Below are 26927 nucleotides of genomic sequence, written 5' to 3'. Positions count from 1 at the left end.
GTACATTATCCTGCTTTTCCACTAAAAAAATTGGAGACATCGGATGTCAGAACAGCTGTTCTTACTGTCCGGAGTATTTCAAAGCCGCACGCACAAAGCCGCGGAAGAGCGGTTGAGGACGGTTCGGACGGGAAGTGAATTCCGGATGGAATTGAACCGCAAGGAACCATGGATGCTCCGGAAGCTCCACCATTTCCACCAGACGGCCGTCCGGCGAAGTGCCGGAAATGCGAAGACCCGCCGATTCAATGCGCTCACGGTACTCGTTATTGAATTCATACCGGTGACGGTGACGCTCATAAACAAGCTCATCGTTATATTCAGTAGCCGCAAGCGATCCCGGCTTCAATTTGCAAGGGTAAAGGCCAAGACGCATCGTGCCGCCCATGTCCTCGATGTCTTTCTGATCCGGCAGAAGGTCGATAACCGGATACGGCGTCGACGGATTGATCTCCGCGCTGTTCGCGCCCGACAGGCCGGCTACGCTGCGCGCGTATTCGATAACGGCAACCTGCATGCCAAGGCAAATGCCGAAGAACGGAATTTGCTGCTCGCGGGCATAACGGATAGCCGAAACTTTCCCTTCAATACCGCGATCGCCAAAGCCGCCAGGCACAAGAATACCGTGTACGCCTTTCAGCATTTCCGAAACGTTCTCGTCGTCGATCTCTTCCGCGTTCACCCAGCGAAGCTTCACTTCGGAGTCCGCATCGATACCCGCATGGCCCAGAGCTTCAACGATGGAAAGGTAAGCGTCATGGAGCGCAACGTATTTGCCGACAATGGCGATTTCCGTCGTTTTATGCAACGATTTTACGCGGTTCACAAGATCTTCCCATTGCGTCATGTCCGGTTGGTTCGTCGTAAGCTTCAGATGGTTCACCACGATATCGTCGAGACCTTGCTCGCGAAGCATCAGTGGTACTTCATACAAAGTCGAAGCGTCGATACATTCAACAACCGCGTTAGCGTCTATGTCGCAGAACAAGCCGATTTTGCGTTTCAGGTCTTCCGACAGCGCATGCTCGGTACGGCATACGATGACGTTAGGCTGAATGCCGATGCTGCGAAGTTCTTTTACGCTATGCTGCGTTGGCTTGGTTTTCACTTCGCCCGCTGCTTTGATGTATGGAATAAGCGTTACGTGAATGTACATCACGTTGTCGCGCCCGATATCGCTTTTGATTTGGCGGATCGCTTCAAGGAAAGGCAAGCTTTCGATGTCGCCCACCGTACCGCCGATTTCGGTGATTACAACGTCGGAGCCGGCTTCTTTGCCAGCGCGGTATACGCGCTCCTTGATTTCGTTCGTAATGTGCGGGATAACCTGAACCGTTCCGCCCAGATATTCGCCGCGGCGTTCCTTGGAGATAACGTTCGAATAAATCTTGCCGGTCGTAACGCTGCTGTACTTCGTCAGGTTAATATCGATAAACCGTTCATAATGCCCAAGGTCAAGGTCTGTTTCCGCGCCGTCGTCTGTTACGAATACTTCGCCATGCTGGTACGGGCTCATCGTTCCCGGGTCAACGTTGATATAAGGATCGAACTTTTGAATCGTTACTTTCAACCCTCTGTTCTTAAGCAGACGGCCGAGTGATGCAGCGGTAATTCCTTTGCCAAGCGATGAAACGACGCCCCCGGTTACAAAAATATATTTTGTCACTTTGCTAATACCCTCCATGCTCCTCTGGTTATGTTTAGGTTATCCCATTTGCACAATAAACATGGATTAGCAGACTCTCTATTCCTCTGTCCAGTTTATGGATGAACAAATCAGGCTCCTGAACTTGCTTCTAACTTGCTTCTACAAACAAAAAAAGTGACACCCGTCTTCACGGGGCACTTTTCATTTGGCATATTATTAAACGTGTAGCTTGCCGGAAAAACGCGGCAAATGCTAGATCCGCAGAGGCTTGTATCCTTCAAAAACGGGAAGGTAAGCCATTGCTGCTTATGCGGTACGTTAACCGAATCTTAAAGCCCATGCAATAGTTTACTCTGCCCGTATGCGGACTGTCAAGCTTAAACACGGCAAGCTTGAGGATGATTATTTATCGTCTTCTTCTTCCTCATCGTCTTCAAAATCTTCATCTTCGGAGTCTTCATCGTCAAGCTCGGCATCCGCGTCGAGTTCCTCGTCAGATTCATCATCTTCGAGCTCTTCGTCTTCGATGCCAACCTCTTCGTCAACTTCTTCTTCAGCTTCTGCTTCGCCGAATTCACGATCTTCATCGTAAGAATCGTAATCTTCCTCATCCGCTGTGTACGAATCATCTTCTTCATCTGCGAACAGATCTTCATCATCGTCGTCATCGTCATTAATGATGCGCGGACGTTTCGCGTTCGAGATCGGATCTTCGTTGCGTTCAACCGGATACCAGCGTTTAAGGCCCCACATATTGCTGCCTACGCAGGCGAAACGGCCGTCAATGTTGATCTCCGTATATACTTGAGCGATTACTTGATTAACTCCGTCCGCGGAAAGTCCGCGAAGCTTCGCAATTTCCATCATTAGGTCACGGTAGTAATAAGGCGTATTGGCTGCCTTCAGCACTTCAAACGCCAAGTCCACCATAGGCATTTCTTTCATCCGCTCAGGATCGAGCTTCAATGCAATATTGCCGTTGCTCACATGGACACATCCTCTCTTGCTATCTTCATACTTTCGTAATCATAACCATTATCAAAGTATAGTAAAACCTATTTTATTCAAAAAAGCAAGCTGTCTCCCGGCTGCTTCTCGCCTATGCAAATGTTCCCTGCAAAAGAAAAAAGCGAAGGGCTGTCCCTTCGCTTTGACTGTATCCATCCGGAGCACGCATCGAGTAATGCGGGACCGGAGCGTAAGAGTCGTTAGAACTCTTACATCATCCTATGTCCTTCACGGCGTTTTGACACGGCTCCACGCCTAATTATCTGAAAAAAGGCAAGTTGCTCATGCGGCCGAACTCCCCGTTTCATACAATAGTTCAGCATCGTCCGTCGGGAGGGGACGCGTAATTGGACATCACCGCTTTTCTCCATTGGTTGAAGGACACGATGGCTTGCACGGGCCAAACGACAAAAAATCGGATTATCCGATTTCAGCAGCAAGGTGACTATCGACGGTTTCTGCAGGAATGGTCAGAAGCATCGACAGCATCCCCGGAACTGAAGCCGGTTAAGCAAATGCGCATCATTCGTGCAATATCTTGTCAGCTCCCTGTCGAAGCAACTTTATCCGGCTTTTCCGGCGGCGTATGGATCGAGGACGACCGCCGTATTACCGTTCACACCGCAGCGAAAACCATGCCATTGGAAAAAGGCATCCCCTGGGGCGTTCAGCAAATCAAAGCCCCGCTTGCCTGGAGCACGACGACCGGACACCGCGTCAAAATCGGCGTCATCGATACCGGCGTAGACTTTAGCCATCCCGATCTCCGCCAATCGCTGTCGCGCGGCATCAACCTGCTCAACCGCAGCATGCTGCCTCATGACGACAACGGTCACGGCACGCACATCGCGGGCACAATCGCAGCCGCCAACCAGGTGCAAGGCATGATCGGCATTGCGCCGCGGGCGCAAATTCTCCCGGTAAAAGCATTCGACCATAACGGAAGCGCCTTTGTATCCGACATTATTCTCGGCATCGATTGGTGCGTCCGTAACCGGGTCAACATTATTAACATGAGCTTTGGCATGAAGACGCGCAGCAAAGCTCTCCTCAATGCGATAAACAACGCTTATAATGCCGGCGTTATCGTTGTTGCGTCTTCGGGCAACGACGGCAAACGCCGGACTGTCGATTATCCGGCCAGATATCCGCAGACGATCTCGGTCGGGGCAACAAACAAGCTGCGGCGCATCGCGCCGTTCAGCAACCGGGGCACGTTTATTGACATTTACGCACCGGGCGACAAAATTTTTTCCGCTTGGCTCCGCGGCAAGTATCACGAGATGAGCGGAACATCGATGGCTACCTCCCATGTCAGCGGGGCCATCGCTTTGCTGCTGGCTCATAAGCCGGGATTGTCTCCCGCGGAGATTAAAGCGATTCTGAAAAAATCGTACCTGCCGCTTCGAAGCACAAAGGCTCCCCGGTATACCGGGGAGATTGACGTGATGAAGATGCTGGGGGCGGCGGACCGATGAATTGAGGGCGAAGGACTTTGTTTGCCGTGAGGAGACTGGCGGCGAACAATGTATCTCCCTCCGGTTGCTGTTGTGTACACTTTGCCTGAACAATGTTCATAGGATGCAAAGTGTACACAAAGGCAAGCGCTCCGCTCCTCCGGGAGATACATTGTCCTTGCCCGCACTCATCGGTCCTGTTGAGGGACGAAAAGAAACCGTTCCTGGGTTTTTCCCCGGAACGGTTTCTTTGTTTAGGATTACAGCGATTGCTACGCTGTATTATGAGAGCGGGCTGAAACGGCCGTTTAGTGCCTCTTTAGAGTTGATATACTGCATTAAATGCAATGTAAGTTGTGTTTCTTTACTTAAAGGGTTGAATTTACTGTATTCCGTACAATGTACGGGAAAACCAGTGGCAACGAAGTACATGCTGACAGAAAAAAGATACTGTACCTCGGAAATCTAAGATCAGATGCCATCTTCGCGCATATCAAGCATGATTAGTTATTTGCCTCGAGGCCGTAAGCGAAATACGATGCTCTATTGCGGCGCCAGTAAGAACGAAAAAACACCAAACGCACAAAGCCGCCAGATAAAAACTGGCGGCTTTGCTTGTATATTCGGCCGGGCGGATTACATCCGCTCCGGAGCCGATACGCCAACGAGGCGGAGCGTGTTGGCGATAACGATGCGCACAGCGCCAAGCAGCGCGATGCGCGCCTGGGTCTGAGCCGCGTCTTCGGTAATGACGCGCTCGGCTTTGTAATAGCTGTGGAACTGCGAAGCCAGTTCATACACATAGCGGATCAAGCGATGCGGCGCGTATTGAGCCGCAGCTTCCGACACTTCCTGCGGCAGCTCGCCGAGCTTGCGAAGCAGGTCGAATTCGGCTTCGGACGAAAGCTTGCCGAAGTCGATGTCGCCGATGGGCAGGAGGGCAACGTTTTGCTCCTCCGCCTGGCGGAAGATGCTGCAAATGCGGGCATGCGCATATTGCACGTAGAAGACAGGGTTCTCGTTCGAAGTCGAGATCGCAAGGTCCATATCGAAATCCAGATGCGAGTCCATGCTGCGCATCGTGAAGAAGTAACGAATGGCGTCGACGCCAACCTCATCCATCAGATCCTGCATCGTAACGGCTTTGCCGGTACGCTTGGACATTTTCACTTTTTCGCCGTCCTGGAACAGGCTTACCATCTGAGCGATCAATACGACCAACTTTTCGGGATCATTGCCAAGCGCGGCCATAGCAGCCTTCACGCGAGGAATATAGCCATGGTGGTCGGCGCCCCAGATGTTGATCATCCGGTCGTAGCCGCGGCTGAATTTGTCTTGATGGTAAGCGATGTCCGGCGTCAAATAAGTGTAAGAGCCGTCATTTTTCACAAGCACGCGGTTCTTGTCGTCGCCGTAAGGCATCGTCGACAGCCACGTAGCGCCCTCTTCCTCGTACACTTGGCCTTTGGCCTTAAGCGCCTCAAGCGCCTTTTCCACTCGGCCGCTCTCATACAGCGAAGTTTCGCTGTACCAGATATCGAAGTTTACGCGGAAGCGTCCAAGGTCGCGTTTGATTTTGTCGAGTTCTTTTTCCAGTCCGTATTGACGGAAGTAGGCGAAACGCTCTTCATCGGACAGCGATAGAAGACTATCGCCTTTCTCTTCTGCGAGCAGCTTGCCGAAACCTACGATGTCTTCGCCATGGTAGCCGTCTTCCGGCATTTCCGCATCTTGTCCAAGCGCTTGGCGGTAACGCGCTTCAATCGAGCGCGCCAGGTTGTTCACCTGGTTGCCCGCGTCATTAATATAGTACTCGCGGGTTACTTCATAACCTGCGAAGTCGAGCACGTTGCAAAGCGCATCGCCCACGGCCGCGCCGCGCGCGTGGCCAAGGTGAAGGTTGCCTGTCGGATTCGCGCTGACAAATTCGACTTCCACGCGTTGGCCGGATCCTTCGTTGGTGCGTCCGTAGTTGTCTCCCGCAGATGTAATCTCGCCGATAACGGAATATAAATAGCTTTTGTCCATGCGGAAATTAATAAAGCCCGGGCCGGCAATCTCGGCCGATTGGATGCCGAACTTCTCGCCGTTCAGGTTGGCGATAATCGTCTCGGCGATTTGGCGCGGGTTTTTCTTCGCCAGCTTGGTAAGCTGCATAGCCGCGTTTGTCGCCAGGTCGCCGTGCGCCTTATCCTTCGGCACCTCCAGCACAAAGGCAGGAAGCTCCTCGCGAGCCGCAAGACCGCCTGTTACCGCCGCGTCCGCAATCGCCTCCTTCACCTTCTCATACATTTGCTCCAACACGTTCGTACTCATTGTTTCTCCTCCTGTATATGGAGCCGGTTCAGGAACCGGCCCGATAAATGTTCATTCATCCATAGTTCATACTGCCACTCAATCGCGAATGGAGGTTCTGCGTAAGCCTGCTTCTCGCCGCCCTCTCCCTTGAGTTCAATAAATGCGGTTGCCGTCTCCATCTGGAACGATGTATAGGGAGAGCGGTAGTAGCCGCTTCTTCGCATTTCTCCGGGCACGAACAGCTGCTCCGATTCCACGACGCCCCGGCGCGTGATCAACAGCTCGTCCTTCCGGTAACGCACAAGGGTCCTGATGGGAGAAGCACTTCCCTCCACCGGCTCTTCATACCGGATATAAACCGTCCGTTCCTTCCGGAACCATTCCCCCGAATACGTATGTACGACGGACTCCCCATCCTGGGTGCTTGTCAGCGTAATTGTAACCGCCATTCTGTCTTGCATCGCTATATCTCCAGTCTTCTCGTATGTTACTACTATATACAGGAAGCCCCTTAATTTCAACGATTGCGCGCTATTCCGGTAACTCCAAGTACGGAACAATTGCTTTCCAAGCTCCGATCCGGTCCTCCAGATTGCGCATCTTCTGCGTGGGAATGGGACTTGTCGAAGGCAGTTTCAAAAGGGTAAGATGCTGCAGTGCCGGATGATCGCGGAAATATTTGCGGAACGTATCGTATGCCTTGCTTCCATTAAAAGCAAAGCATTTCAGTCCCGGATACTTGCCCGCCAAAGCCGGCAGATCATTGGGCTCCTCGTTCTTGATGTTTACGTCAAGGCTGCCGGGCCGTTCGCAGGACTTGATGACGTCAAACACGGCCATATGATGGTCCTGCAAAAAAGCAAGACGCTCCCCGTAATCCTCATCCGGTGCTCCCGCGCCAAACAAGCCATACACCATTCCCCAAAAATAATTGCGTGGATGACCGTAGAACTGCCGGTGCTCCAGCGATTTCACGCTTGGCGCCGTACCCAGCACCAATACGCGAGCCCGCTCGTCAATGACCGGCGGGAATGAATAGATGCGCTCCGTCTGCTCCTGCTCCATATACCGTCCACTCCTTTTAGCTCCTGCCTTAAAGATCTTCACTACGTATTCTACACCAGCAGCGCCTTAAAAATAAAAAGAGACGCCTAATTCGCAGCTTATTGAAAGCCGCGGAAGAAGGTCGTCTCTTCGCATGAAACGTTACTATTAAATATTACTTCACGAGATCTTCAACAAATTTAGGCAGAACAAATGCCGCTTTGTGAAGGCGCGGAGTGTAGTACTTCGTCGGGATATCAGCGATGGAAGCTTCGTCCACTTCAAGCGGATCGTACTTCTTGCTGCCCATTGTAAAGGTCCACAGACCGCTTGGGTAAGTCGGGATGTTTGCGCCGTATACGCGAACGATCGGGAATACTTCCTTCACGTCTTTGTTTACGCTTTGAATCAGATCGGCCTTGAACCAAGGGTTGTCGGTTTGAGCCACGAAGATGCCGTCTTCCTTCAGCGCTTCGTAGATGCCTTGGTAGAAGCCGCGCGTGAACAGGTTAGCCGCTGGGCCAACCGGCTCCGTGGAGTCCACCATGATGACATCGTAAGTATTTTTATGATCATGAATATGCATGAAGCCGTCGTTTACGAGCACTTCAACGCGAGGGTTGTCCAGCTCGCCTGCGATAGTCGGCAGGTATTTCTTCGAATACTCGATAACCTTGCCGTCGATATCAACGAGAACGGCTTTCTTCACTTTCGGATGCTTCATAATTTCACGGATAACGCCGCCGTCGCCGCCGCCTACTACGAGCACATGCTCCGGGTTCGGATGCGTGAAGAGTACCGGATGGGCTACCATTTCGTGATACACGAACTCATCTTTAACCGTAGTCATGACCATACCGTCAAGAACCAGCATGGTGCCGAATTCTTCCGTTTCGATCATATCGAGCTGTTGAAACTCAGTTTGTTCATTTACATACGTCTTTGTAATCTTCGCCGTAATGCCGAAGTTCTCGGTTTGTTTTTCCGTATACCACAATTCCATTTCGATAAATCCCTTCTTTCCGTCAATGGTTCACCATGTATTATAGTAGTTCGGGGCGAAAAATCAACCTTTTCTGCTCGCTTCCATGAATATCGGCCCCCGCGTTTTTCCATACTAAGGAAAAGGTCGTTCTTGCGAAGGGAGCACCATCATGAAGAAGCAGCAGATCAGGCCGGGCAAGCCGCGCCGCAAATATGCTTTTCCTATTATAACCGAACGTTTTCTTCCTCATGTTATGAGGTTCAAAAAAAGCCTGCGCTTAACCGCAGCCGTTTCCGCTGTCGTCGTGCTTGGCATCGTGTCCATGCTCCTCTATTTAAAGTTTCAATCTCTTCCGGTTACTTCGATTAGCCAATCCTCCCGCATGCTTGATCTGCAGGGGCAGGTAATCGATACGTTCCATACCGGAGAGAATCGCAGCTCCGTACCGCTCAAAGAAATTTCCCCTTACCTGGTGGAGGCGACGCTGGCGATCGAAGACCACCGCTTCTACGAGCACAAAGGGTTTGATATGAAAGGAATGGCCCGTGCCGTTCTGGTCAACGTGGAGACCATGTCGGCCAAGCAGGGAGCCAGCACGCTGACGCAGCAGCTCGCCCGCAACCTGTATCTCACTCACGAGAAGACATGGCAGCGCAAGCTGAAGGAAGCCATGTATACGGTCCAGCTGGAGATGAATTACTCCAAGGATGAGATTCTGAGCCTTTACCTGAATCAGATCTATTACGGTCATGGCGCCTACGGAATTGAAGCGGCTTCCCAGCTGTATTTCAAAAAGCATGCTTCGCAGTTAACGCTTGCGGAAAGCGCGATGCTGGCCGGCATTCCGAAGGGACCCAAATACTACTCGCCGTTTATGGATATGAAAAACGCGAAAGACCGGCAGTTGAACATCCTGCATGCCATGACCGAATCCGGCGACATTACGCAGGAGCAAGCCGACGCGGCTTATAAGGAAGTCCTGAACTTCCAGCCGCTAGGCTCCGGCGAACAGGCGGGTTTTGCTCCCTATTTCCGCGATTATATCCGTTACATAGCCGTCGACAAGCTGGGCATCAATGAGCAGCTATTTAATGAAGGCGGCGTTACGATCTATACCACGCTGGACTCTGCCGCGCAGCGCGCCGCTGAGGATGCCGTCAAGAATGGCCTTGCCGGCAGCGAAGAGCAGCAGGCGGCGCTTGTTTCTATTGACCCGCGCAACGGGTATATAAAAGCAATGGTCGGCGGACGCGACTATAAGACGAATCAGTTCAACCGGGCGCTTGCCGAAACCCGCCAGCCCGGATCCTCGTTCAAGCCGGTGCTGTATTTGACGGCGCTGCACAGCGGCTTTATGACGCCGGTCACCCGGTTCAAGAGCGAGCCAACGGCCTTTACCTACGATGAAGGACGAAAAAAGTATGAGCCGCATAACTATAACGACAAATACTTTAACGACTTCATTGATATGCGCACGGCGATTGCGAGCTCGGATAACATATACGCCGTGAACACCATTATGACGGTGGGCGCCGACCGCGTAATCGAGACGGCACGCAAGCTGGGCATTACAAGCCCGATGAACCCGGTTCCTTCCCTGGCGCTTGGCACCTTCCCGGTTAGTCCGCTGGAGATGGCCTCCGCATTCTCCGTTATCGCAAACGGCGGCGTAAAGGTAGAGCCTGTTGCGATCCTGCGCATCACCGATAAGAACGGACACATTATATATGAAGCGGAGCATCACGAAGAGCAGGTTATTAATCCGGCAGAAGCTTACGTGATGACCAGTCTAATGGAGAGCGTGTTCGAAGGAGGCGGCACGGCTAACCGGGTTTCTTCCATTATTAAAAGACCGGTTGCCGGCAAGACGGGAACCACCTCAACGGATGCCTGGCTGGTCGGCTATACCCCGGAGCTGGCGACCGCCGTCTGGGTAGGGTATGACAAGAACCGCAAGCTGACCGTGACCGAAGCGCACCGCGCTGCTCCAATCTTCGCCCAGTTTACCGAGCAGGCGCTATCTGCCATACCGCCTAAGATCTTTCCGATTCCGGACGGCGTTGTTAACGTATACGTCGATCCGGCGAGCGGCAAGCTAGCAGCAGCCACCTGCGCGAGCAAACGGCTTGAGTCCTTTGTGGCGGGCACGGAGCCTACCGAGGTTTGCGGCGGACCTGCGGCGAAAGATGCCCCTGCAGACAATGCGACCAAGGATAACAGCCGAACCTGGTGGAATGATTTGAAGCGCTGGTGGAAGAATTAGCATGTCCTGGAATACAAATTTGTCCGAAATATGATCAAAAAGTGAAATTTCTTTGAACAAACGTCATATACTGTGGTATAGTAGAACCAAGAAGTAAGCACTTACAAACTTTATGGGAGTGTTTCAGATGGCTACGAAAACTGCAACGGTAAGCAATGTAAAGTCGGATTCGGAAGTAACAGCTGCTAGCGTGAAACGTCTTGTTACTCTAATGACTATATTTGCATGGACATGTTTGACAGTAGGTGTGTTGTTATGCCTAATCAAAATCAGCCACTTTAGCGATAAGAATACAACTTTGATGATTGGCGTAGGTTGCCTTGTTGGCAGCGTATTTATTTATACGATCGGCACAGCTATCGGTCTGGTCCATGCAAGAATCCATCAGGCAAAAGAAGACGAACAAAACGATGATCCATCCAATCCGATTTTGTAAAGCCAAATTCGCTTTTAAAAAGCCGCCTTTCCGTCAATATTGACGGGAGGCGGCTTTTTTGTGTTTTATTTCCAAGGAAAAAAGGTACAGTTGTCAATATAGTGAACTTTCTTTTACAGAAAAAAGACGAATTGTTGTCGTAATTGTTAAGCCAGCAGTTATTTTGAGCGACTTCTGCTAATCTTAATGACAAGAAGCAATATTGAGGAGTTGAAACAAATCATGAGAAAGTACATTCGCTTTCTGGTTCCGTTGATGATTATGCTGATAGCCGTTATGCTGTCCGGCTGCAGCGACCAATACGTTGTCCTCGATCCTAAGGGGCCAATCGGCGAATCGCAAAAAGATCTTATCTGGATCACTGTCTGGCTGTGTGCGATCATTCTCGTTCCGGTCCTGATCCTGACTGCGATTATCGTATGGCGTTACCGCGATAAGAAAGATAACAAAGCAGGCTACCAGCCTAACTGGGAGCACAGCACAAAGCTGGAGACCATTTGGTGGGCGATCCCTATCATCATTATCGCTATTCTGGCGACGGTGACGATCAAATACACGTATGATCTCGAGCCAAGCAAACCGCTTGAGTCGGCTAAACAGCCGATTACAATCGAAGCAACATCGCTTGACTGGAAATGGCTTTTCACTTATCCGGATGAGGGCATTTCCACCGTTAACTACCTTCAAATTCCGGAGGATACGCCGATTCGCTTCCGCGTAACCGCTGACCAAGCGATGAACTCCTTCTGGATTCCGCAGCTCGGCGGCCAGATTTACGCGATGAGCGGCATGGCTATGACCTTGTATTTGCAAGCTGACGAGGTTGGCGACTTCCTTGGAATGGGCGCAAACTTCACGGGCGAGCAATTCGCGAAAATGACGTTTAACGTCAAATCGACTTCCGATGCCGATTACCGTGCTTGGGTAGACAGCGTGAAACAAAATTCGCCTGCTCTTACCGAAGAAGGCTTCAAAGAGTTGAAGCTGCCGGGTTCGTCCGAGCAACAAACCTTCTCGGCATTCCCTAAAGGCCTGTTCGATCAAGTCGTTATGCAATATGTTGGCCCGAACGGTATTGACGCTCCGAACTCCGGAAAAAAATCAGGACCTGTTCATGATGCAGAGGGCGGGCATGACACGCAGTCGCCTACCACTACTGATGAAGCTAAATCATAATGTAAGGAAAGGAGATGCACTATGTTTAAAGAATTTTGGGATTTCCTGATGAATGACTTTTTCATCACCGGCGATCCGCTCATCCTGGGTGCCCAGGTTTCCATTGGTCTTTCCATGGTAGCGATCGTCATTGCTCTGACTTACTTTAAAAAATGGCGCTGGTTGTGGACCGAATGGCTGACAACCGTCGATCATAAAAAAATCGGTATTATGTACGTTATCGCAGCGCTTCTCATGCTGTTCCGCGGGGGCGTCGACGCCCTTCTGATCCGTACTCAGCTTGCCGTTCCGCAATTAGAGTTCCTGCATGCAGGGCACTATAATGCGATCTTTACAACCCACGGCGTTATCATGATCTTGTTCATGGCGATGCCTCTCATGTTCGGTTTATTCAATATCGTTGTGCCGCTCCAGATAGGCGCGCGCGACGTAGCGTTCCCTTACCTGAACTCTCTCAGCTTCTGGCTCTTCTTCTTTGGCGCCATGCTGTTCAACGTATCGTTCGTTATCGGGGGTTCGCCTGATGCAGGCTGGCTGGCTTATCCGCCGCTATCCGAGCTTTCCGGCAGTCCTGGTCTCGGCCAAGACTTCTATATTTGGGGTATTCAGATCTCCGGTATCGGTTCCCTTGCGTCCGGTATCAACTTCGTTGTCACCATCCTGAAGATGCGCGCGCCGGGCATGAAGCTGATGCAAATGCCGATGTTCACCTGGTCCGTATTGTCGTCTTCGATTACGATCATGTTCGCATTCCCGATTCTGACGGTTACGCTGTTCCTTCTGTTCATCGACCGTTACTTGGGCGCTCACTTCTTCACGCTTGACGGCGGGGGCAACCCGATGATGTACGTCAACTTGATATGGATGTGGGGTCACCCGGAAGTATATATCGTTATTTTGCCGGCCTTCGGGGTATTCTCGGATGTCGTATCCACCTTCTCGAAGAAAAAACTGTTCGGCTACAAGTCCATGGTATTCGCTCTTATGTCGATCAGCTTCTTCTCGTTCTTTACTTGGCTTCACCACTTCTTCACCATGGGCTCCGGCGCCGACGTCAACGCGTTCTTCGCGGTTACGACGATGCTCATTGCCATACCGACCGGTGTAAAAGTGTTCAACTGGCTGTTTACGATGTTCCGAGGAAGGATCACCTTCAGCCAGCCAATGCTTTGGACCATTGCCTTTATACCGTGTTTCGTCGTCGGCGGTATGACGGGGGTTATGCTCTCGGTTGCGCCTGCTGACTTCCAGTTCCATAACAGTTACTTCCTGATTGCGCACTTCCACCAAGTGCTCATCGGCGGCGTTGTATTTGGTTACTTCGCAGGCTTGTACTACTGGTGGCCAAAAATGTTCGGCTTCAAGCTGCACGACGGCCTTGGCAAATGGGCGTTCTGGCTGTGGAATATCGGCTTCTATGTCTGCTTCATGCCGCAGTACGCGCTTGGTCTGATGGGTATGACGCGTCGTTTCAACGAATACAACTTCGACCTTGGCTGGCAGCCGCTTAACATCGTTTCGACGGTGGGCGCCTTCATCATGGGTCTGGGCTTTATTTTCCAAGTGTGGCAAATTGCGCACAGCATCAAGTTCCTGAAGAAAGAAAAATCCGGAGACGCATGGGGCGAAGGCCGTACGCTCGAATGGTCGATTCCATCGCCGGCTCCAATGTACAACTTCGCGCATCTTCCCGAGGTTACAAGCTCGGATGAATGGTGGGAAGAGAAACAGCGCCGTGCAAAAGGTATTCAGCCTAAAGCGCCTGGTCCGCTGGAACCGATTCATATGCCGAAAAACTCGGGTATTCCGTTCATTATGTCTGTGTTCTTCTTCATCGCCGGCTTTGGCTTTGTATGGCACTGGACTTGGATGATTGTTCCTGGCCTGATCGGCGTTGCTTGCTGCCTGTTCGCCCGTTCCTTCGATTACGACCCGGATTATTACATTCCGGTTGACGAGATTGAACGTACGGAAGCAGCATTAAAGGGGGTACGGTAAATGGCACACACAGTGACGCCTCATGGCGGCCATGGTCATAACGATCACGGCCACCATGATGATCATCACGATCATGAATCGATTAAGGTTCTTGGCTTCTGGATGTTTCTTATAACCGACGTTATCTTGTTCGGTACGCTGTTCGCGACGTTCTCCGTCCTGCACAACAGCACAAACGGCGGTCCTACGCCGCATGAGATGTTCGAAATGCCTGGCGTAATCGCCGAGACGTTTATCTTGTTAACATCAAGCTTCACCAGCGGTATCGCTGTTCTTCAAATGCACAAGGGTAACAAAAAAGGCCTGATCGGCTGGCTGATCATTACGGCCCTTCTCGGCGCATCGTTTATTTTCCTTGAAGTATCCGAGTTTATCAAAATGGTCGACGAAGGCGTTACGATCGGTACAAGCGGTTACTGGTCCGCATTCTTCACCTTGGTAGGAACTCACGGACTTCACGTTTCGGTTGGTCTTTGCTGGATGGTCGGCCTGATGATTCAGATCGGCAAACACGGTATCAATTCGGTTACCAAACGCAAAGTTACCATTGTAAGCTTGTACTGGCACTTTCTTGACGTTGTGTGGATCTTCGTCCTCACGGTCGTTTACTTGATGGGGGTGATGTAGGATGGCCAACCATAACACGCATGGACACGGGCATGACGAGCATGAATCCCATGGCTCGATGAAATCCTATGTCATCGGTTTTGTTATCTCCATTGTGCTTACGATTCTGCCGCTTGTTGTCGTATTGAACGATTTGATGGACAAAACGCCAACTTTGATCTTTATTCTGATCATGGCGGTATTGCAGTTCGTCGTTCAGCTCTTCTTCTTCATGCATCTTCGCGAAGAGAAGAAGCCGCGTTACAACGTCATGGCGCTTATCTTCGGTCTTGTCATCCTGGTCACGATTATTGCAGGCTCGATCTGGATTATGGCTTACAACACCGTAGGTTAAAAAGCAAGAAGCCCGGGTCTTCTCCTTCGAGAAGCACCCGGGCTTTTTTTCGTTCCGAACGCTATGGTATGATTACATATAGAACGATAGGACAACACCCTCAGAGGAGGCATTCTTACGATGTTTAAACGCAATATGCGTCTGCCTGTGCTTGTACTGCTTACGGCAGCGCTGCTGCTCGTCATTGCCGGCTGCGGCGGCGGCAGCAAGACCAGCTCCAACAATAACGCCACAAGCGGCTCCGGGGCCGCTAACGCAACGGCAACGCCGGAAGCAACAGAGCCGCCTCAGCCGGACAAGCTGCTTGGCTCCGACAAGCATCCGGTCGTGACGGTCGAGATGGATAACGGAAAGACCTTCAAGGTTGAGCTGTACCCGGAGATTGCTCCAAATACCGTCAACAACTTCGTATCGCTTGTGAAAAAAGGCTTCTATGACGGCACGATCTTCCATCGCGTCATCCCCGGCTTTATGATTCAGGGCGGCGATCCCGAAGGCACGGGCATGGGAGGCCCTGGCTACGGCATTAAGGGCGAGTTCATGAGCAACGGCTTCCAGAACGATCTGCTCCATACGCGCGGCGTCATTTCCATGGCACGCTCCGGAGATCCCGATTCCGCAGGCTCCCAGTTCTTCGTCATGGTTGCCGATGCACCGTCGCTCGACGGCGATTACGCGGCATTTGGCAAAGTAACCGAAGGCATGGACACGGTGGATGAGATCGTCAACCAGGAAACCGAGAAGACGGGCGAAGGCTCCCGTCCGGTTAAGCCGATGGCGATTAAGAAAGCGACTGTCGATACAAAAGGCATGACCTTTGCCGAGCCTGAAAAGGTGAATAAATGATAGAAGGCAGTTCCTCGCAACAAATGAGGAACTGCCTTTTTTCAACCGTATTAGAAACCCCGCTTCTCTACCTCTATCTCCTGCGGCAGAACAAGCGTCAGCTCCTGATTGATGTTCTCCGAACCAATAGATCCATCCTTATGCTCGAAGCTATTAATAAGTACGTACATGGTGCTGCCTACTGTGCTGGTGGCAACCATCCTCTCCGGCTGCTTGAGCGGCTTGGGCGCCCAGTACTGCACTTGCCCGAGAAGCTGCACGGCGCGAACCTCTCCTTGGTCGAGCTGGATCGGACGAAGCGACTGCACGACAATCTTCTTGATACCGTCCGGTACCTTTACCGGATCCGATTGAACGATAGCCGTACGCTCCGTCATTTGCAGCTGATCCCGTACTTCCCCAAGCAATCCCGTCGAAGTAAAAGACGCCATAAGCAGGCTGCCCGCCCCGATAACCGCCACATAGAACATACTCATCCAGTCGTAACGCATAACCGGCCGTTCCTTCCCCGACAGCTTGAGGTGAAGGAGAAGCTCCGCTCCAAGCAGGATAAATACGACGGGCGCTACCCATAGCAGCGTATTCAGCGCATCTGTACCGCTCCAAATCGATATGGCAATGGAAACACCGATCAGGAGCAGCGTAATGCCCATAGACAGCGAACCTACCCGCCATTCTCTCATCGGTCTCCCTCCTCTTCTCTCATCATCTCCGCGGGATGAGGCGGAAGAGGAGCCGGTGCCGAGTAGGATTTTCTGCTGCCGCTGCCGAACACTAGCCGGAAACCGAGAGCAATCATCAGGAAAGCGACGATCGCGGTTGGCAGATTATATTTCAATTTTACATACTCCGCATAGATTCCCGGCCATGTCTGCGAGATATAGCCGCCCATTACCCGGTCACCCAAATAATAAATGCCGAGCAGCAAAAGGCCAATCCCGATCCACTTCTGATAAGGAGCAAGCTGAGCGACTACCGCTTCGTCATGAAGCTCGCCTCTTTCGTATCGCGACATCTGCTGCATGGAGTCGAAGAAGGCATAGAACCAGAGCAGCGGCATCAGGAACAAGAAAATCGACAGCCGCAGAGAATCCATCAAATAGATAGCGATAAGAAAACCGCCCATCAGCTGAAGGCCCCGCTTCTGCAAGCCCAAATACAGATGCCCCGCTCCCGGGAAAAGCGACAGGATTGCGGCAAGCACTTTATTTTTCCGGCCGGTTCCCATATGGTTCTCGATCTCCTCGAACAGCGGACGGTCGCTAAGCTCCTCTCCGCGCTGCTTCCTGTGAAGCTGCTGAATCGCATCAAAGATGCTGTAAATCCAGATCACCGGCAGCCCCAGCAGAAATACCAGAAAAGCGGCGGTATTCGTCACGACACCGATAAATACCACAACCGCGAACAGGCCAAGGAAAGCAACCAGGAATGTAATGCCGCGCTGCATGAGGCCAAGCGACATATGGCCAAGACCCGGTATAAGCGAGAGCATGACGGTGCTTGTCTTTTCCCGCTGCTGCTCGTATGCCATGTAACCCGGATCAAACGGGATATCTCCCCGCTCGCTGTAAGGCGCCGCAGGCGGCTTTGGAGACAGCAGCGTCACGACCATATCGATCATATTAATTAGCCAGCTGAGAGCGGCCGTGAATAAGAAGAAGAGGCCAATATCCCCTCCGTCCCCGGATTGCACAGCAATAAACAAAAGCATTAAGGAGCCAAAGAACCCTCCTCCATACAGCAGGCAGCGAAACGGGCGCCCCAGATAGGCATGCCCGACGCCCGGAATAAAGGACAGCAATAAAGCGACTATCGGATTTTTTGACATTTCGTCTTTCCTCTCCCCCATCATCATTCTTCCTTATTTAAAACGGTCATTCTCCAGCTTATCGAACCAGGAGGAGGTACGCGTGACCATCCGGTCGGACCACGTTGGACCTTGCGGCGGTTGTTCGGCGTCCTTCTCGATGGTTTGCTCTGTATTGGCGGAATGGGAGTCCATCTCCCCCAGCTTAGCCGAAAGCCCGCTAAACGTCCCTGTGCCAAGCAACAGCAGCGTAATGGCCGCTGCGGCGGTAAAGTGAACAACGGGACGCTGAAGGAAAGACTGGCGGCGGGCAGGCTCCGCCCGCATAACCGGATTCTTTCTTGCCGACTCGGCGAGCAGAATACCGACAACCCGCTTCCCCAGCTTTTTCATATCCGGAATGACGGCCCTTGCCTCCGCCGTTCCATCAGATGCCGGATCCGATTCCCGAGCCTCCGATGCCTCTATCGCATTCATAAAAAGCACCATACACGGCTCGCATGCCGCGATATGCAGCTCGATCTCCTCCCGCTTAGGTTCAGCGAGTTCATCATGGATATAAGCGGTCAGGTCTGCCGCCGTCACATGTTCCTTCCACTCCTGCTCATTCATTCGAAGTCCTCCTTCCGCCAATGCCGCTTGATCCAGTTACGTGCCCGGTAGAGCCTCGACTCAACGCTTTTTTTCTCAAGTCCGGTCTGAACCGCGATCTCCTCGTACGATTTGTTCTCCATATAATAAGCGGTCACGACTTCCCGATAATTGTCCGGCAGCTGCTCCACCTGCTCGCGCACCTGCCGCTGCTCTTCGCGGTCTATAACCGCCGTCTCAACGGCCAGCCCGCGTTCCGTAATCATCCCTTCCGCCTCAAGCCCCGTCAAGCTGCCCACCAGCTCCTCGGGCTTGCGCATCCGGCTTCTCTTCCAATCAATCGCCTTATTGACGGCTATGCGGGTAATCCACGTCTTGAAGCCGTCCATTCGGAACTCCGGGAGGGAGCGATAGATTTGCAGCAGCGCTTCCTGCGTCACGTCCTCCGCATCATGCGGCGAACGGATAACAGCAAACACGGTTCGATAGATATAAGGCCCATATTCGTCTACAAAAATCTGAAACGCCGCAGGACCGCCGTTCTTGATGGCCGTGATCCATTGTTCGTCTTGTATCTCGCTCTCCTCCCTTCCCGTTATAATAGACGACAGCTGCGCTCTCCATCCCTGCGCATGCTTCAAAAAAAGTTTTCAAGAAAAAAACCGGGGATCGCGCGGCCATCCGCCTTGCGATCCCCGGTTATTGAATTCATTGCTTACGCCAAAGCTTCCTTAAGCTCTTCCGGCGAATTATTCCACCATTCTTCATTATGTTCGGCCAGAAGCTTGCGGTAAGCCGCTTTCTCTTCCGCATCCAGCTCTTCAAGCTTGTACTTGCGTTTAATCGCGGCATCCAGCTTGTTCACGTGATCGGCGAGAATTTTCCAGCCGCGGCGCGCTTCGGTATCGATCCACATCTCGCAGGCCGTAGCCCCAGCATAATATGAACCTGTCTCGCCCCGCTCCACGGCAGTCCATACGATCCAGCATTTGCGGCCGTTCGGGCAGTCTTCTTTATTCGGACTGAACTTGATGCCCCGCTCCACCTTGCTCTTCGCATGCATCGCCCCGTCATCGATATAGGCTACGCCATTATCAATAATAACGCAGGATACTGCGCTTAAATCTATCGTTCCGGCTCCAAAGCCTTTATGTTGTTTGTTGCTGACTACGTTAAGAGAGAGGGACTTCTTCTCTTTTTTTTCCGGCTCTGCCGGCTGTCCTTGCTGTTCCGTCATCGCTCTTCCACCTTCCCCGTACAATAATTCCATTTTAGCTAATAATCCGCGAAAAGCAAACATATACATGCTGTAGATGCTTGTCACGGGAGGGAATTGTATCATGTCTCCACGCTACGTCAAACGATTGTTGCTGTTTACGCTTACCGCCGTCCTGCTCGGCCTCTCCATCCAGCAGGGCTTCGGCCGCGCTTGGCAATCCCAATATACCTATGCTCTCGCCCCTGCCGCCAAAGCAGCGACCGATTCTGCGCCAAAATCGGCCAAGCCGCCTGCCTCGTCCCAACCTGACAACGTGGCTCCGAAACCGCAGGCGCTTAGCAAGCGAATCACCGAGTACCATATCAACGTATCGCTTCGCGACGATATCCGGTATCTCGACGGCCAGCAGACCGTCACCTGGACGAACCCCGGCAAAAAGACGGTGTCCGAGCTGTATTTCCACCTCTATCCGAACGCCTTCATGTCGGACAAAACCACGTTTATGAAGGAATCCGGCGGAAAGCTGCGCTCGGATAAAGCAACCGAAGCAAGCCAGGGCTATATGAAGCTGCTTACGCTGGAAACGACGGAAGGGGAAAGCCTGCTTCCGCGGCTGCATTATGTTCAGCCCGATGACAACAATCCGAATGACTTTACGCTGGCCAAGCTTAAACTGCCCGAGCCGGTTGCCCCCGGCAAGTCGGTTACCCTCGAGATGGGCTTTGAGGTGAAGCTGCCCGAAGTATTCGCGCGCATGGGCTACTCCGGCAATTACGTGATGGCTGGCCAATGGTTTCCTAAGCTGGCCGTGTACGAGACAGCGGGGACAAGAGGCCGCACCACAGAAGGCTGGAACACGCATCAGTACCACGGCAACTCCGAGTTTTACAGCGACTTCGGCATTTATTCCGTCCGCATTCAGGTGCCGGAATCCTATACCGTTGCAGCAACGGGCTTTCAGACGAAGGCAGTAGAGAAAAAGGGCAACCGGGCGTTCTATCAGTTCTACGCCGATGACGTGCATGATTTCGCCTGGGCCGCCTCTCCCGACTTTATCTATTATGAAGACACGTTATCCGGCCCCGGCATTCCGGGTGTGCGCATTAAGCTGTATCTGGATCCCGCACATGAGGAATTGAAGGACCGGTATATGCATGCCGCCAAATCCGCGCTCTCCAAGTATGGGCAATGGTATGGCGAGTATCCGTACTCGACCTTATCGGTTGTAGTCCCTCCCAAAGGAGCTAATGGCTCCGGCGGAATGGAGTATCCGACACTCGTCACGGCTTTCGCCGCCGAGACGGACAATCCGGGCTACAGTCTCGAGAGGACCGTTGTGCATGAGGTCGGGCATCAATACTGGTACGGCATGGTAGCCTCTAATGAATTCGAAGAAGCCTGGCTCGACGAAGGCTTTACGAGCTATGCGGAAGACAAGGTTATGGCCAGCGAATACGGCATCGAAGCCAACCTGCCGCTGGAAGCGAGCTATATGACGGCCCCCGCTCCGCTCAAGCAGCCATCCTGGGCATATCCGAGCAATAACGTCTATGCCGAGAATGTGTACATGCGGGCAAAGCTTGTGCTGATTGGCATCGAGAAGCAGGTCGGCGAGAAAATGATGCAGAAGATTATGCGAACCTACTTCCAGAAATATAAGTTCAAGCATCCAACCACCACCGACTTCCAGCGAGTTGTCGAGCAGGTTACCAAACAAAAGTGGGCCAATTACTTCGACCAATATGTCTACGGCAATCAGATGGCGGACGTATCCGTAGAGTCCATTACTGTCCATCCGGTCGAGCAGGATGGAACGCGGATGTATGAATCGGTTGTCTCTCTTCAGCGCAACGGCGGCTATAACGGTACGGTTCCGATTGTCCTGAAGTTCAAGGACGGCACCATTGTTCCGAAGTCCTGGGATCCGACGGAGGCTCAAATTCAGTACAAAGTTGTCCATAGCTCCCCGCTCGAATGGGTGGCTGTCGATCCGCAGCATACAAACGTGCTCGACAATAAGCATATCAACGACTATATGAAGGCCGATTTATCCGAGGTCACGCGTACCCGTTGGAGTCTTGGGGCTTCCAACGTCATTCAAGGTCTGCTCGGATTACTGGGCTGGTGAGAAAACCTCTATCGAAGAATTCGAAGAAGAGCGACCGCGTCTAGAGGTAGGTTATGTGGTAGCTAAGAATTGCTTCGCAATTTTAGGAGGATTAGCCATGAAAAATCATATGAGGCAAGGCTGGCGGCTTACGATCAAGCACTTCTATATCGTTATTCTGCTATTCCTGTACCAGCTGCTGTGGGGATTCTTCCTATACCGGTTTATCGATTCGGTAGTTGCGCCGCTGCTGCGGCGGTTCCCGGATCACTCCCCGTCCAAAGCGGCCGTCCAGCTATTTTTGAGCGAAGCGCAGTTCCAGATTATGAAGACGGACCTGCTTACTCCGTACCTGTGGCTGCTTGGCGGCTTATTCGCCGCAAGAATGCTGCTCTCTCCGCTGTTTAACGCGGGGCTCCTCTACTCCCTGCAGCATGCGACCGATGCGGGAGGAACGCAGTTCCTGCAAGGTATCCGCCGGGCATGGAAGCCGGTTACCCTACTGTACTGGATCGAGACGATTCTTGCTCTTGCTCCCGCATGGTGGCTGGCGCCAAAGGGGCTTGAGGCTCTGCTTCACAGCCGCTCGATCGGAGCCTTGCTGCAGCAGACCCTTCCTGCCGTAGGTGGCTGGCTGTTATGGGGCATCCTGCTCCATCTGCTGTTCCTGGCCATGCAGCTCGGGGCAACGAGCGGCAAGACCGGCGGCATTTTCCAATCTCTTGGCACAGCAGTCAAGCATCTTCTGCCTTTTGCCGGATTATCGCTTCTCATGTGGGCGATCGGCTCGGGAATCGGATTGTTTGTCAGCGGCTTCTCCCTCGTATGGGCCGGCTTTATCGCCCTTCTTGTCCACCAAGGCTATCATCTTGTCCGTACCCTTATGAAAGTATGGACTCTAGCCTCCCAATACGACATTTTAAGATCAAAGGAAGTTTAAAATTTTCTCATAATTATAGAAGCAGCCCGCCCTGCGACCTAGTCGCAGCGCGGGCTTTTCGCGTTTTTTCGGGCTCGCTCGTCCGCCATTCTCCAAATAAATCAACATATCGGCTAGCAAAACCACATAGTAAAGAGTTAGTAAATCTTTATAGTGCTTCTCTGCTAGTCTGCGCGCCCTACATGAAGACTATTAACCGCAGGATACAAGCTTTTCCGCTTCCATTAGTCAAAAGGTTGCATGAGAATTATTAGAAATTGCCGTATAGAGGAGGAGATAAACGAAAATTACCGAATAGTTACCAAGTACATAAAACAAACTGCCTAATTCCTTGTACTGGAAACGGGGGAACCACCTCTGGGTGAATTGACTTCGACGTCCGAATGATTCTATCGGCGCCCGAGAAGTCATAGGGATCCTTCAACCGAACCCCACAGCTAACCTCGTCGGCATTGGAAGGAGCTTTACCGCTTTGAAAAAGGTTACAGCACTACTCCTTGGACTTGCGCTAATGCTGGCTTTTCAGGCTGGAAGCGTTTTCGCAGACTCCAAAATGGACGGCATTGTCAGCAACTTGATTGGCACGCCGTACGTTGCAGGTGGAACATCCACGAAAGGATTCGACTGCTCCGGATTTACTTCTTACGTTTTCGACAAAATGGGCATCGATCTTCCTCGTACATCCACTTCGCAATCTGAAACAGGTAAGAAGATCGCAAAAAGCGATCTAGTGGCCGGAGATCTCGTGTTCTTCAACACGAACGGTCGTGGTGTATCTCATGTCGGCATTTATGTAGGAGATGGCAAGTTTGCTCATGCATCGTCCAGCAAGGGCGTTACGATAAGCAACCTTAGTGACTCTTATTATGTCAACCGGTATGTGACTGCTCGACGTGTCATGGACCCTAGCACTTTTGATAAATATGCCGACGAACAATAGAATCAAGCAGCCGCTTCCATGGGGGCGGATTGGCAGGATTCCTACAATAAAGCCGCATGCAGCTTGTCCCACCGGACAAACCGCATGCGGCTTTATTGTTTCCCGCTACTCTATTCAGGCAGCTGCCGTCTGCTGCTTCCGGCCGAGCGCCAGCATCGCAAGCAATACGACAAACATCGCAATTAAGAAAGCTCCAAGAATCCAGACCGTGCGGTCCGCACCATAGTTGTCCATCATCCATCCCGTCAGCTTCGGGAAGATCGCCCCGCCTATGCCTCCGCAAGCGACAAGCAGACTGGTTGTCCGCTCGGTCATCCCCGGAATTAATCCGTTCGCGAATACGAGAGCAATCCCGAATACGCCGGAGAAGAACAATCCGCTTAGTCCCACAAGAACCATCATGCCGCTTAACTGCCCAACGGCCCCCATCGCAAGAATAACGACGCAGGCTCCGGCAATCGCAACAAACAGATAGCGGATGTATCCGACACGATCCGCCAGCCGTCCGGCGAACAGACGCCCCAGGATCATCGTGCCCCAGAACAGGCTAAGCGAGGAAGGGGCATTCGCCTCCGACATGCCGGAGCGTTCGATCATAATGGAAGGCAGATAATTGGAGAAGCTCATTTCCACGCCAACATAGAGGAAGAAAAATAACGCCGACAGCAGCAGGAACGGAATCGAAGCTCTCTTATAACCGAACCATCCTTGTGGACGCGGTTCACCAGCTTCCCGCTCCGCCGACGCCTTCTTCCCTCTGGCATGAAAACCGATCTTGTCGTCGATTGGCCCAAACGAAATCGTCATCCATAAGATAAAGGTAATGCCGGCTAGTGCCGAGAGTATCGGGAAAGATAATTGCCATACATCGTATCGGATCAATATGCTTGCCATCGTTGGCATCAGGAAAGCGCCGATTCCAAAGAACGTTTCCAGCTTGGTCATCGCGTTGGCCTTGCCGCTTTCTTCCGCCAGATCAATGACCATGGCACCAATGACGGATTCCGTCATGCCAAAGCCGAACCCGGCAAACAAGGCGATGAACAGCATCAGTCCCCAGGAGTGGGGAGTAAGGCTGTAAGCCGCTTCGCCAAGCGTCAGGAGACCAAGCGAGAGAAGCACTCCCCCTCTTTTACCCAGCTTGGACGTAATAAACGGGGACAGCAATACGCCCACCAAAAAACCAAAAAACTGATTCATCATCCATTGCCCGCCGTCGTCATAAGACAAACCGTATTTATCGAGCATCTGCTCCATTACCGACCCGCCCACAACATGAGCTAATCCAATTACGAGATAAGACAAACAGCCAAGCGCTATTAATTTCCGCATCGTAAAAGTTCTCCTTCGTTGTCCTTCGCCAAATCCTCATGAAGTCGATTACCGAAATGTTATAATGGAAAGAAACTTATAGATTCTTATTAATGAGGGTAGATCCATGACTAATTTTACTGATGAGGTACATTATAAACCATCACTGGAGGACATGACTATCCAGCCGATGGAAATCGATCATGCCCGGCAAATCTGCGAATGGCAATACGAATCGCCTTACGATCTTTACCATTGGCCGGCATGGGATACGATGCAAAAGGACGAGATCGAATTCGGCGACCCCGTCCTGCGACGCATGCAATATGCGGCTGTCGTGAATCGCGACCGGGAACTGATCGGGTTCGCCCAATTCTTTCCCATTGTTGGCGTTACCCGCCTCGGTCTCGGCCTTCATCCCGCTTTATGCGGAAGAGGCATCGGCCCCGGCTTTCTGCGGCTGCTGATCCGCGAAGCTCTTCGCCGAGCCCCTCAGAACAGCATTGACCTAGAGGTGCTGACCTGGAACACGCGGGCCATTCGCGCTTACGAACGGGCCGGCTTTGCCATCGAAGATACGTATGTAAGGCCAACGCCGCAGGGGCCGGCCGAGTTCCATTGTATGGTGTACCAGTCTATTCTTTAATATCCCTATAACCGGTAATAATCAGGCGCGGGATCTTTCATATCAACGAACAAAATAATGCCGGGCTTCACCAGCACCGATACCGTCCGGATCCATGCCCTTGAATCCAGATCGGTATAGGCGCGGGAAACCATGGAGCGGCGGTTCTCGTTTAATTGCACGACATTCGGAACGAAATACGGCCGCCAGCTCCAGTTGGCCCCGCAGTATTCGTCCTCCCGCCGCCAGCTTCCGTCTTCTCTTCTCGAATAGTTGGAGGAGATTTGGATGCCGTCTTCGCTGCAAAGGTAGACGCGGATGCTGTTGTTCTCCAGTTCCTGCAGCAGCCGGACGATCCATTCATTATCCTCGTCCTCCAGCTCCTCCAGATGACCAATCCGGTCGATCTTGCCGGACAGCCTGTCCGACAAATAGCTCCAGTAGTTCTCCGAATAGAGCTGCAGCTGCCGGTGCGCCTCCAGTTCTTCTTCCAGCAGGACCGAAAAACGGGACGGCTCGTCGAACTCCGGCTCGGCCTTCGCGAACAGAAAGCCCTGTACGTACCGGACTCCCGCTTGGATCGCTCTCGCCAAATCCTGCTTGGTCTCCACGCCTTCGGCAAGCAACGAAGCCCCAAGCTGGTCAGCCAGCGCGGAGAGGGAACGGAGCGTACCCAGATAGCCGTCGTGACTCGCGCTCCGTTTCAGCATATGAATGTCGATTTTCAGAATGTTCGGCTGAATCAGGGCAATCCGGTCCATCCCGCTAAAGCCGCTGCCAACATCGTCAATCGCAATCAGACAGCCCTTGGAGCGGTACAAATCGATAATTTCGCGCAGCTCCTCGATCTCGCCGTTAAAGCTTTCTTCCGTAATCTCTATCACGACTCTGCGGGGATCAATCCGATATTTATCCAGCAGAGATAAGGTGTATATCTCCCCTGACTGCACGCCCCGGTGCATCCAGTTCGGCTTCAAATTAATAAACAGCATCGGAGGCTGCGGAATTTCGCCTATTTTCCGAAAAGCCTGTTCACGCAAAATCCGGTCAACCGCGATATGATCTTCGACAGGTACGGAGGCGTCGCAGAAAAACGGCCCCAGACTGCGGACGGCATCGTCCTTGCAGGCTCTCCCCAGCACCTCGTAACCAACCACTTTTCTCGTATCAAGAGCAATGATCGGCTGATAGAAAGCAGACAGCTGCTCGCCATCCAGCTGCAGCGTCTGCGGTAACGTCGTATTTGATAAGCAATCGTTCGTCACGC

25 protein-coding genes and 1 riboswitch are annotated in these 26927 nt (G+C 52.2%); of the genes, 12 read left to right on the top strand and 13 right to left on the bottom strand.

The window, feature by feature from the left end; translation table 11 throughout:
- Positions 1 to 61: 61 nt before the first annotated feature.
- Positions 62 to 1666, bottom strand: coding sequence for a CTP synthase (locus tag ACR9FF_RS00745; protein WP_127497853.1), 1605 nt, complete (start codon positions 1664 to 1666; stop codon positions 62 to 64).
- A gap of 384 nt (positions 1667 to 2050) precedes the next feature.
- Positions 2051 to 2635 carry a DNA-directed RNA polymerase subunit delta gene (gene rpoE, locus ACR9FF_RS00740; RefSeq protein ID WP_127497851.1) on the bottom strand — a complete coding sequence of 195 codons (585 nt, stop codon included), beginning with the start codon at positions 2633 to 2635 and terminating at the stop codon, positions 2051 to 2053.
- Positions 2636 to 3003: 368 nt separating this feature from the next.
- Between rpoE and ACR9FF_RS00735 the strand changes: the two genes are divergently transcribed.
- Complete coding sequence (locus ACR9FF_RS00735; protein WP_201008911.1) at positions 3004 to 4134, top strand: S8 family peptidase; 1131 nt, start codon at positions 3004 to 3006, stop codon at positions 4132 to 4134.
- Positions 4135 to 4749: 615 nt separating this feature from the next.
- Here the strand turns inward: ACR9FF_RS00735 and argS are convergent.
- The 4 genes from argS to speE all read right to left on the bottom strand — a co-directional run bounded on the left by argS (position 4750) and on the right by speE (position 8458).
- Positions 4750 to 6429, bottom strand: coding sequence for an arginine--tRNA ligase (argS, locus tag ACR9FF_RS00730; RefSeq protein WP_435168251.1), 1680 nt, complete (start codon positions 6427 to 6429; stop codon positions 4750 to 4752).
- Positions 6426 to 6872 carry a DUF1934 domain-containing protein gene (locus ACR9FF_RS00725; protein ID WP_435168249.1) on the bottom strand — a complete coding sequence of 149 codons (447 nt, stop codon included), beginning with the start codon at positions 6870 to 6872 and terminating at the stop codon, positions 6426 to 6428. The genes argS and ACR9FF_RS00725 overlap by 4 nt, the downstream gene beginning before the upstream one ends.
- A gap of 70 nt (positions 6873 to 6942) precedes the next feature.
- Positions 6943 to 7476, bottom strand: coding sequence for a DNA-deoxyinosine glycosylase (locus ACR9FF_RS00720; protein WP_435168247.1), 534 nt, complete (start codon positions 7474 to 7476; stop codon positions 6943 to 6945).
- 154 nt (positions 7477 to 7630) lie between these two features.
- Positions 7631 to 8458 (bottom strand): polyamine aminopropyltransferase, encoded by an 828-nt coding sequence (gene speE, locus ACR9FF_RS00715; RefSeq protein WP_127497841.1) that lies wholly within the window; start codon positions 8456 to 8458, stop codon positions 7631 to 7633.
- 151 nt (positions 8459 to 8609) lie between these two features.
- Here speE and ACR9FF_RS00710 point away from each other — a divergent pair, with 151 nt between their 5' ends.
- The 7 genes from ACR9FF_RS00710 (at position 8610) to ACR9FF_RS00680 (ending at position 16120) form a co-directional block, all read left to right on the top strand.
- Complete coding sequence (locus ACR9FF_RS00710; RefSeq protein WP_201008908.1) at positions 8610 to 10703, top strand: transglycosylase domain-containing protein; 2094 nt, start codon at positions 8610 to 8612, stop codon at positions 10701 to 10703.
- 127 nt (positions 10704 to 10830) lie between these two features.
- A complete protein-coding gene (locus tag ACR9FF_RS00705) occupies positions 10831 to 11139 on the top strand; it encodes a hypothetical protein (RefSeq protein ID WP_174806602.1) in 309 nt (102 codons plus the stop codon).
- 222 nt (positions 11140 to 11361) lie between these two features.
- Positions 11362 to 12315, top strand: coding sequence for a ubiquinol oxidase subunit II (gene cyoA, locus ACR9FF_RS00700; protein ID WP_435168244.1), 954 nt, complete (start codon positions 11362 to 11364; stop codon positions 12313 to 12315).
- A 21-nt stretch (positions 12316 to 12336) separates the two neighbouring features.
- Positions 12337 to 14313: a cbb3-type cytochrome c oxidase subunit I gene (locus ACR9FF_RS00695; RefSeq protein ID WP_127497835.1), complete on the top strand. Its 1977-nt coding sequence runs from the start codon at positions 12337 to 12339 to the stop codon at positions 14311 to 14313.
- Positions 14314 to 14940, top strand: coding sequence for a cytochrome o ubiquinol oxidase subunit III (gene cyoC / locus ACR9FF_RS00690; protein ID WP_127497833.1), 627 nt, complete (start codon positions 14314 to 14316; stop codon positions 14938 to 14940).
- Position 14941: 1 nt separating this feature from the next.
- Complete coding sequence (gene cyoD, locus ACR9FF_RS00685) at positions 14942 to 15274, top strand: cytochrome o ubiquinol oxidase subunit IV (RefSeq protein WP_127497831.1); 333 nt, start codon at positions 14942 to 14944, stop codon at positions 15272 to 15274.
- A gap of 120 nt (positions 15275 to 15394) precedes the next feature.
- Positions 15395 to 16120 (top strand): peptidylprolyl isomerase, encoded by a 726-nt coding sequence (locus ACR9FF_RS00680; protein WP_435168241.1) that lies wholly within the window; start codon positions 15395 to 15397, stop codon positions 16118 to 16120.
- 50 nt (positions 16121 to 16170) lie between these two features.
- Here ACR9FF_RS00680 and ACR9FF_RS00675 read toward each other — a convergent pair whose 3' ends face one another.
- The 5 genes from ACR9FF_RS00675 to ACR9FF_RS00655 all read right to left on the bottom strand — a co-directional run bounded on the left by ACR9FF_RS00675 (position 16171) and on the right by ACR9FF_RS00655 (position 19755).
- The gene (locus ACR9FF_RS00675) at positions 16171 to 16803 is read right to left on the bottom strand and encodes a hypothetical protein (protein ID WP_127497827.1); all 633 of its coding nucleotides are present in this window, start codon (positions 16801 to 16803) and stop codon (positions 16171 to 16173) included.
- Complete coding sequence (locus ACR9FF_RS00670) at positions 16800 to 17948, bottom strand: hypothetical protein (RefSeq protein ID WP_127497825.1); 1149 nt, start codon at positions 17946 to 17948, stop codon at positions 16800 to 16802. Before ACR9FF_RS00670 ends, ACR9FF_RS00675 begins: the two co-directional genes overlap by 4 nt.
- A 33-nt stretch (positions 17949 to 17981) precedes the next feature.
- Positions 17982 to 18539 carry a zf-HC2 domain-containing protein gene (locus ACR9FF_RS00665; protein WP_435168239.1) on the bottom strand — a complete coding sequence of 186 codons (558 nt, stop codon included), beginning with the start codon at positions 18537 to 18539 and terminating at the stop codon, positions 17982 to 17984.
- Positions 18536 to 19159 carry an RNA polymerase sigma factor gene (locus ACR9FF_RS00660; protein ID WP_127497821.1) on the bottom strand — a complete coding sequence of 208 codons (624 nt, stop codon included), beginning with the start codon at positions 19157 to 19159 and terminating at the stop codon, positions 18536 to 18538. Before ACR9FF_RS00660 ends, ACR9FF_RS00665 begins: the two co-directional genes overlap by 4 nt.
- A gap of 74 nt (positions 19160 to 19233) precedes the next feature.
- On the bottom strand, positions 19234 to 19755 hold the full coding sequence (locus ACR9FF_RS00655; protein WP_127497819.1) for a YwhD family protein: 522 nt from the start codon (positions 19753 to 19755) through the stop codon (positions 19234 to 19236).
- Positions 19756 to 19858: 103 nt separating this feature from the next.
- Between ACR9FF_RS00655 and ACR9FF_RS00650 the strand changes: the two genes are divergently transcribed.
- The 3 genes from ACR9FF_RS00650 to ACR9FF_RS00640 all read left to right on the top strand — a co-directional run bounded on the left by ACR9FF_RS00650 (position 19859) and on the right by ACR9FF_RS00640 (position 23724).
- Positions 19859 to 21865, top strand: coding sequence for a M1 family metallopeptidase (locus ACR9FF_RS00650; protein WP_127497817.1), 2007 nt, complete (start codon positions 19859 to 19861; stop codon positions 21863 to 21865).
- A 97-nt stretch (positions 21866 to 21962) separates the two neighbouring features.
- Positions 21963 to 22784 carry a hypothetical protein gene (locus ACR9FF_RS00645; RefSeq protein ID WP_127497815.1) on the top strand — a complete coding sequence of 274 codons (822 nt, stop codon included), beginning with the start codon at positions 21963 to 21965 and terminating at the stop codon, positions 22782 to 22784.
- A gap of 310 nt (positions 22785 to 23094) precedes the next feature.
- A riboswitch (cyclic di-AMP (ydaO/yuaA leader) is annotated at positions 23095 to 23251 on the top strand.
- Between the two features lie 5 nt (positions 23252 to 23256).
- Positions 23257 to 23724 carry a C40 family peptidase gene (locus ACR9FF_RS00640; RefSeq protein WP_012772118.1) on the top strand — a complete coding sequence of 156 codons (468 nt, stop codon included), beginning with the start codon at positions 23257 to 23259 and terminating at the stop codon, positions 23722 to 23724.
- A gap of 114 nt (positions 23725 to 23838) precedes the next feature.
- On the opposite strand, the gene ACR9FF_RS00635 is transcribed toward ACR9FF_RS00640, so the two are convergent.
- Positions 23839 to 25056 carry an MFS transporter gene (locus tag ACR9FF_RS00635; RefSeq protein WP_435168235.1) on the bottom strand — a complete coding sequence of 406 codons (1218 nt, stop codon included), beginning with the start codon at positions 25054 to 25056 and terminating at the stop codon, positions 23839 to 23841.
- Between the two features lie 106 nt (positions 25057 to 25162).
- Here ACR9FF_RS00635 and ACR9FF_RS00630 point away from each other — a divergent pair, with 106 nt between their 5' ends.
- Complete coding sequence (locus tag ACR9FF_RS00630; RefSeq protein WP_201008901.1) at positions 25163 to 25681, top strand: GNAT family N-acetyltransferase; 519 nt, start codon at positions 25163 to 25165, stop codon at positions 25679 to 25681.
- Positions 25682 to 25686: 5 nt separating this feature from the next.
- Here ACR9FF_RS00630 and ACR9FF_RS00625 read toward each other — a convergent pair whose 3' ends face one another.
- Positions 25687 to 26925 carry an EAL domain-containing protein gene (locus ACR9FF_RS00625; RefSeq protein ID WP_435168232.1) on the bottom strand — a complete coding sequence of 413 codons (1239 nt, stop codon included), beginning with the start codon at positions 26923 to 26925 and terminating at the stop codon, positions 25687 to 25689.
- Positions 26926 to 26927 lie beyond the last annotated feature (2 nt).

The sequence above is a fragment of the Paenibacillus glycanilyticus genome, from assembly GCF_051200795.1.
In the GTDB taxonomy this organism is placed as follows: domain Bacteria; phylum Bacillota; class Bacilli; order Paenibacillales; family Paenibacillaceae; genus Pristimantibacillus; species Pristimantibacillus glycanilyticus.
Note: the sequence above shows the minus strand (reverse complement) of the source record. Positions and strands in the feature narration are given on the sequence as shown.

Coding starts and splice junctions, on each gene's coding strand:
- argS (WP_435168251.1), bottom strand. CDS start 6,429: ATGAGTACGAACGTGTTGGAGCAAATGTATGAGAAGGTGAAGGAGGCG.
- ACR9FF_RS00725 (WP_435168249.1), bottom strand. CDS start 6,872: ATGCAAGACAGAATGGCGGTTACAATTACGCTGACAAGCACCCAGGAT.
- ACR9FF_RS00720 (WP_435168247.1), bottom strand. CDS start 7,476: ATGGAGCAGGAGCAGACGGAGCGCATCTATTCATTCCCGCCGGTCATT.
- speE (WP_127497841.1), bottom strand. CDS start 8,458: ATGGAATTGTGGTATACGGAAAAACAAACCGAGAACTTCGGCATTACG.
- ACR9FF_RS00710 (WP_201008908.1), top strand. CDS start 8,610: ATGAAGAAGCAGCAGATCAGGCCGGGCAAGCCGCGCCGCAAATATGCT.
- ACR9FF_RS00705 (WP_174806602.1), top strand. CDS start 10,831: ATGGCTACGAAAACTGCAACGGTAAGCAATGTAAAGTCGGATTCGGAA.
- cyoA (WP_435168244.1), top strand. CDS start 11,362: ATGAGAAAGTACATTCGCTTTCTGGTTCCGTTGATGATTATGCTGATA.
- ACR9FF_RS00695 (WP_127497835.1), top strand. CDS start 12,337: ATGTTTAAAGAATTTTGGGATTTCCTGATGAATGACTTTTTCATCACC.
- cyoC (WP_127497833.1), top strand. CDS start 14,314: ATGGCACACACAGTGACGCCTCATGGCGGCCATGGTCATAACGATCAC.
- cyoD (WP_127497831.1), top strand. CDS start 14,942: ATGGCCAACCATAACACGCATGGACACGGGCATGACGAGCATGAATCC.
- ACR9FF_RS00680 (WP_435168241.1), top strand. CDS start 15,395: ATGTTTAAACGCAATATGCGTCTGCCTGTGCTTGTACTGCTTACGGCA.
- ACR9FF_RS00675 (WP_127497827.1), bottom strand. CDS start 16,803: ATGAGAGAATGGCGGGTAGGTTCGCTGTCTATGGGCATTACGCTGCTC.
- ACR9FF_RS00670 (WP_127497825.1), bottom strand. CDS start 17,948: ATGTCAAAAAATCCGATAGTCGCTTTATTGCTGTCCTTTATTCCGGGC.
- ACR9FF_RS00665 (WP_435168239.1), bottom strand. CDS start 18,539: ATGAATGAGCAGGAGTGGAAGGAACATGTGACGGCGGCAGACCTGACC.
- ACR9FF_RS00655 (WP_127497819.1), bottom strand. CDS start 19,755: ATGACGGAACAGCAAGGACAGCCGGCAGAGCCGGAAAAAAAAGAGAAG.
- ACR9FF_RS00650 (WP_127497817.1), top strand. CDS start 19,859: ATGTCTCCACGCTACGTCAAACGATTGTTGCTGTTTACGCTTACCGCC.
- ACR9FF_RS00645 (WP_127497815.1), top strand. CDS start 21,963: ATGAAAAATCATATGAGGCAAGGCTGGCGGCTTACGATCAAGCACTTC.
- ACR9FF_RS00635 (WP_435168235.1), bottom strand. CDS start 25,056: ATGCGGAAATTAATAGCGCTTGGCTGTTTGTCTTATCTCGTAATTGGA.
- ACR9FF_RS00630 (WP_201008901.1), top strand. CDS start 25,163: ATGACTAATTTTACTGATGAGGTACATTATAAACCATCACTGGAGGAC.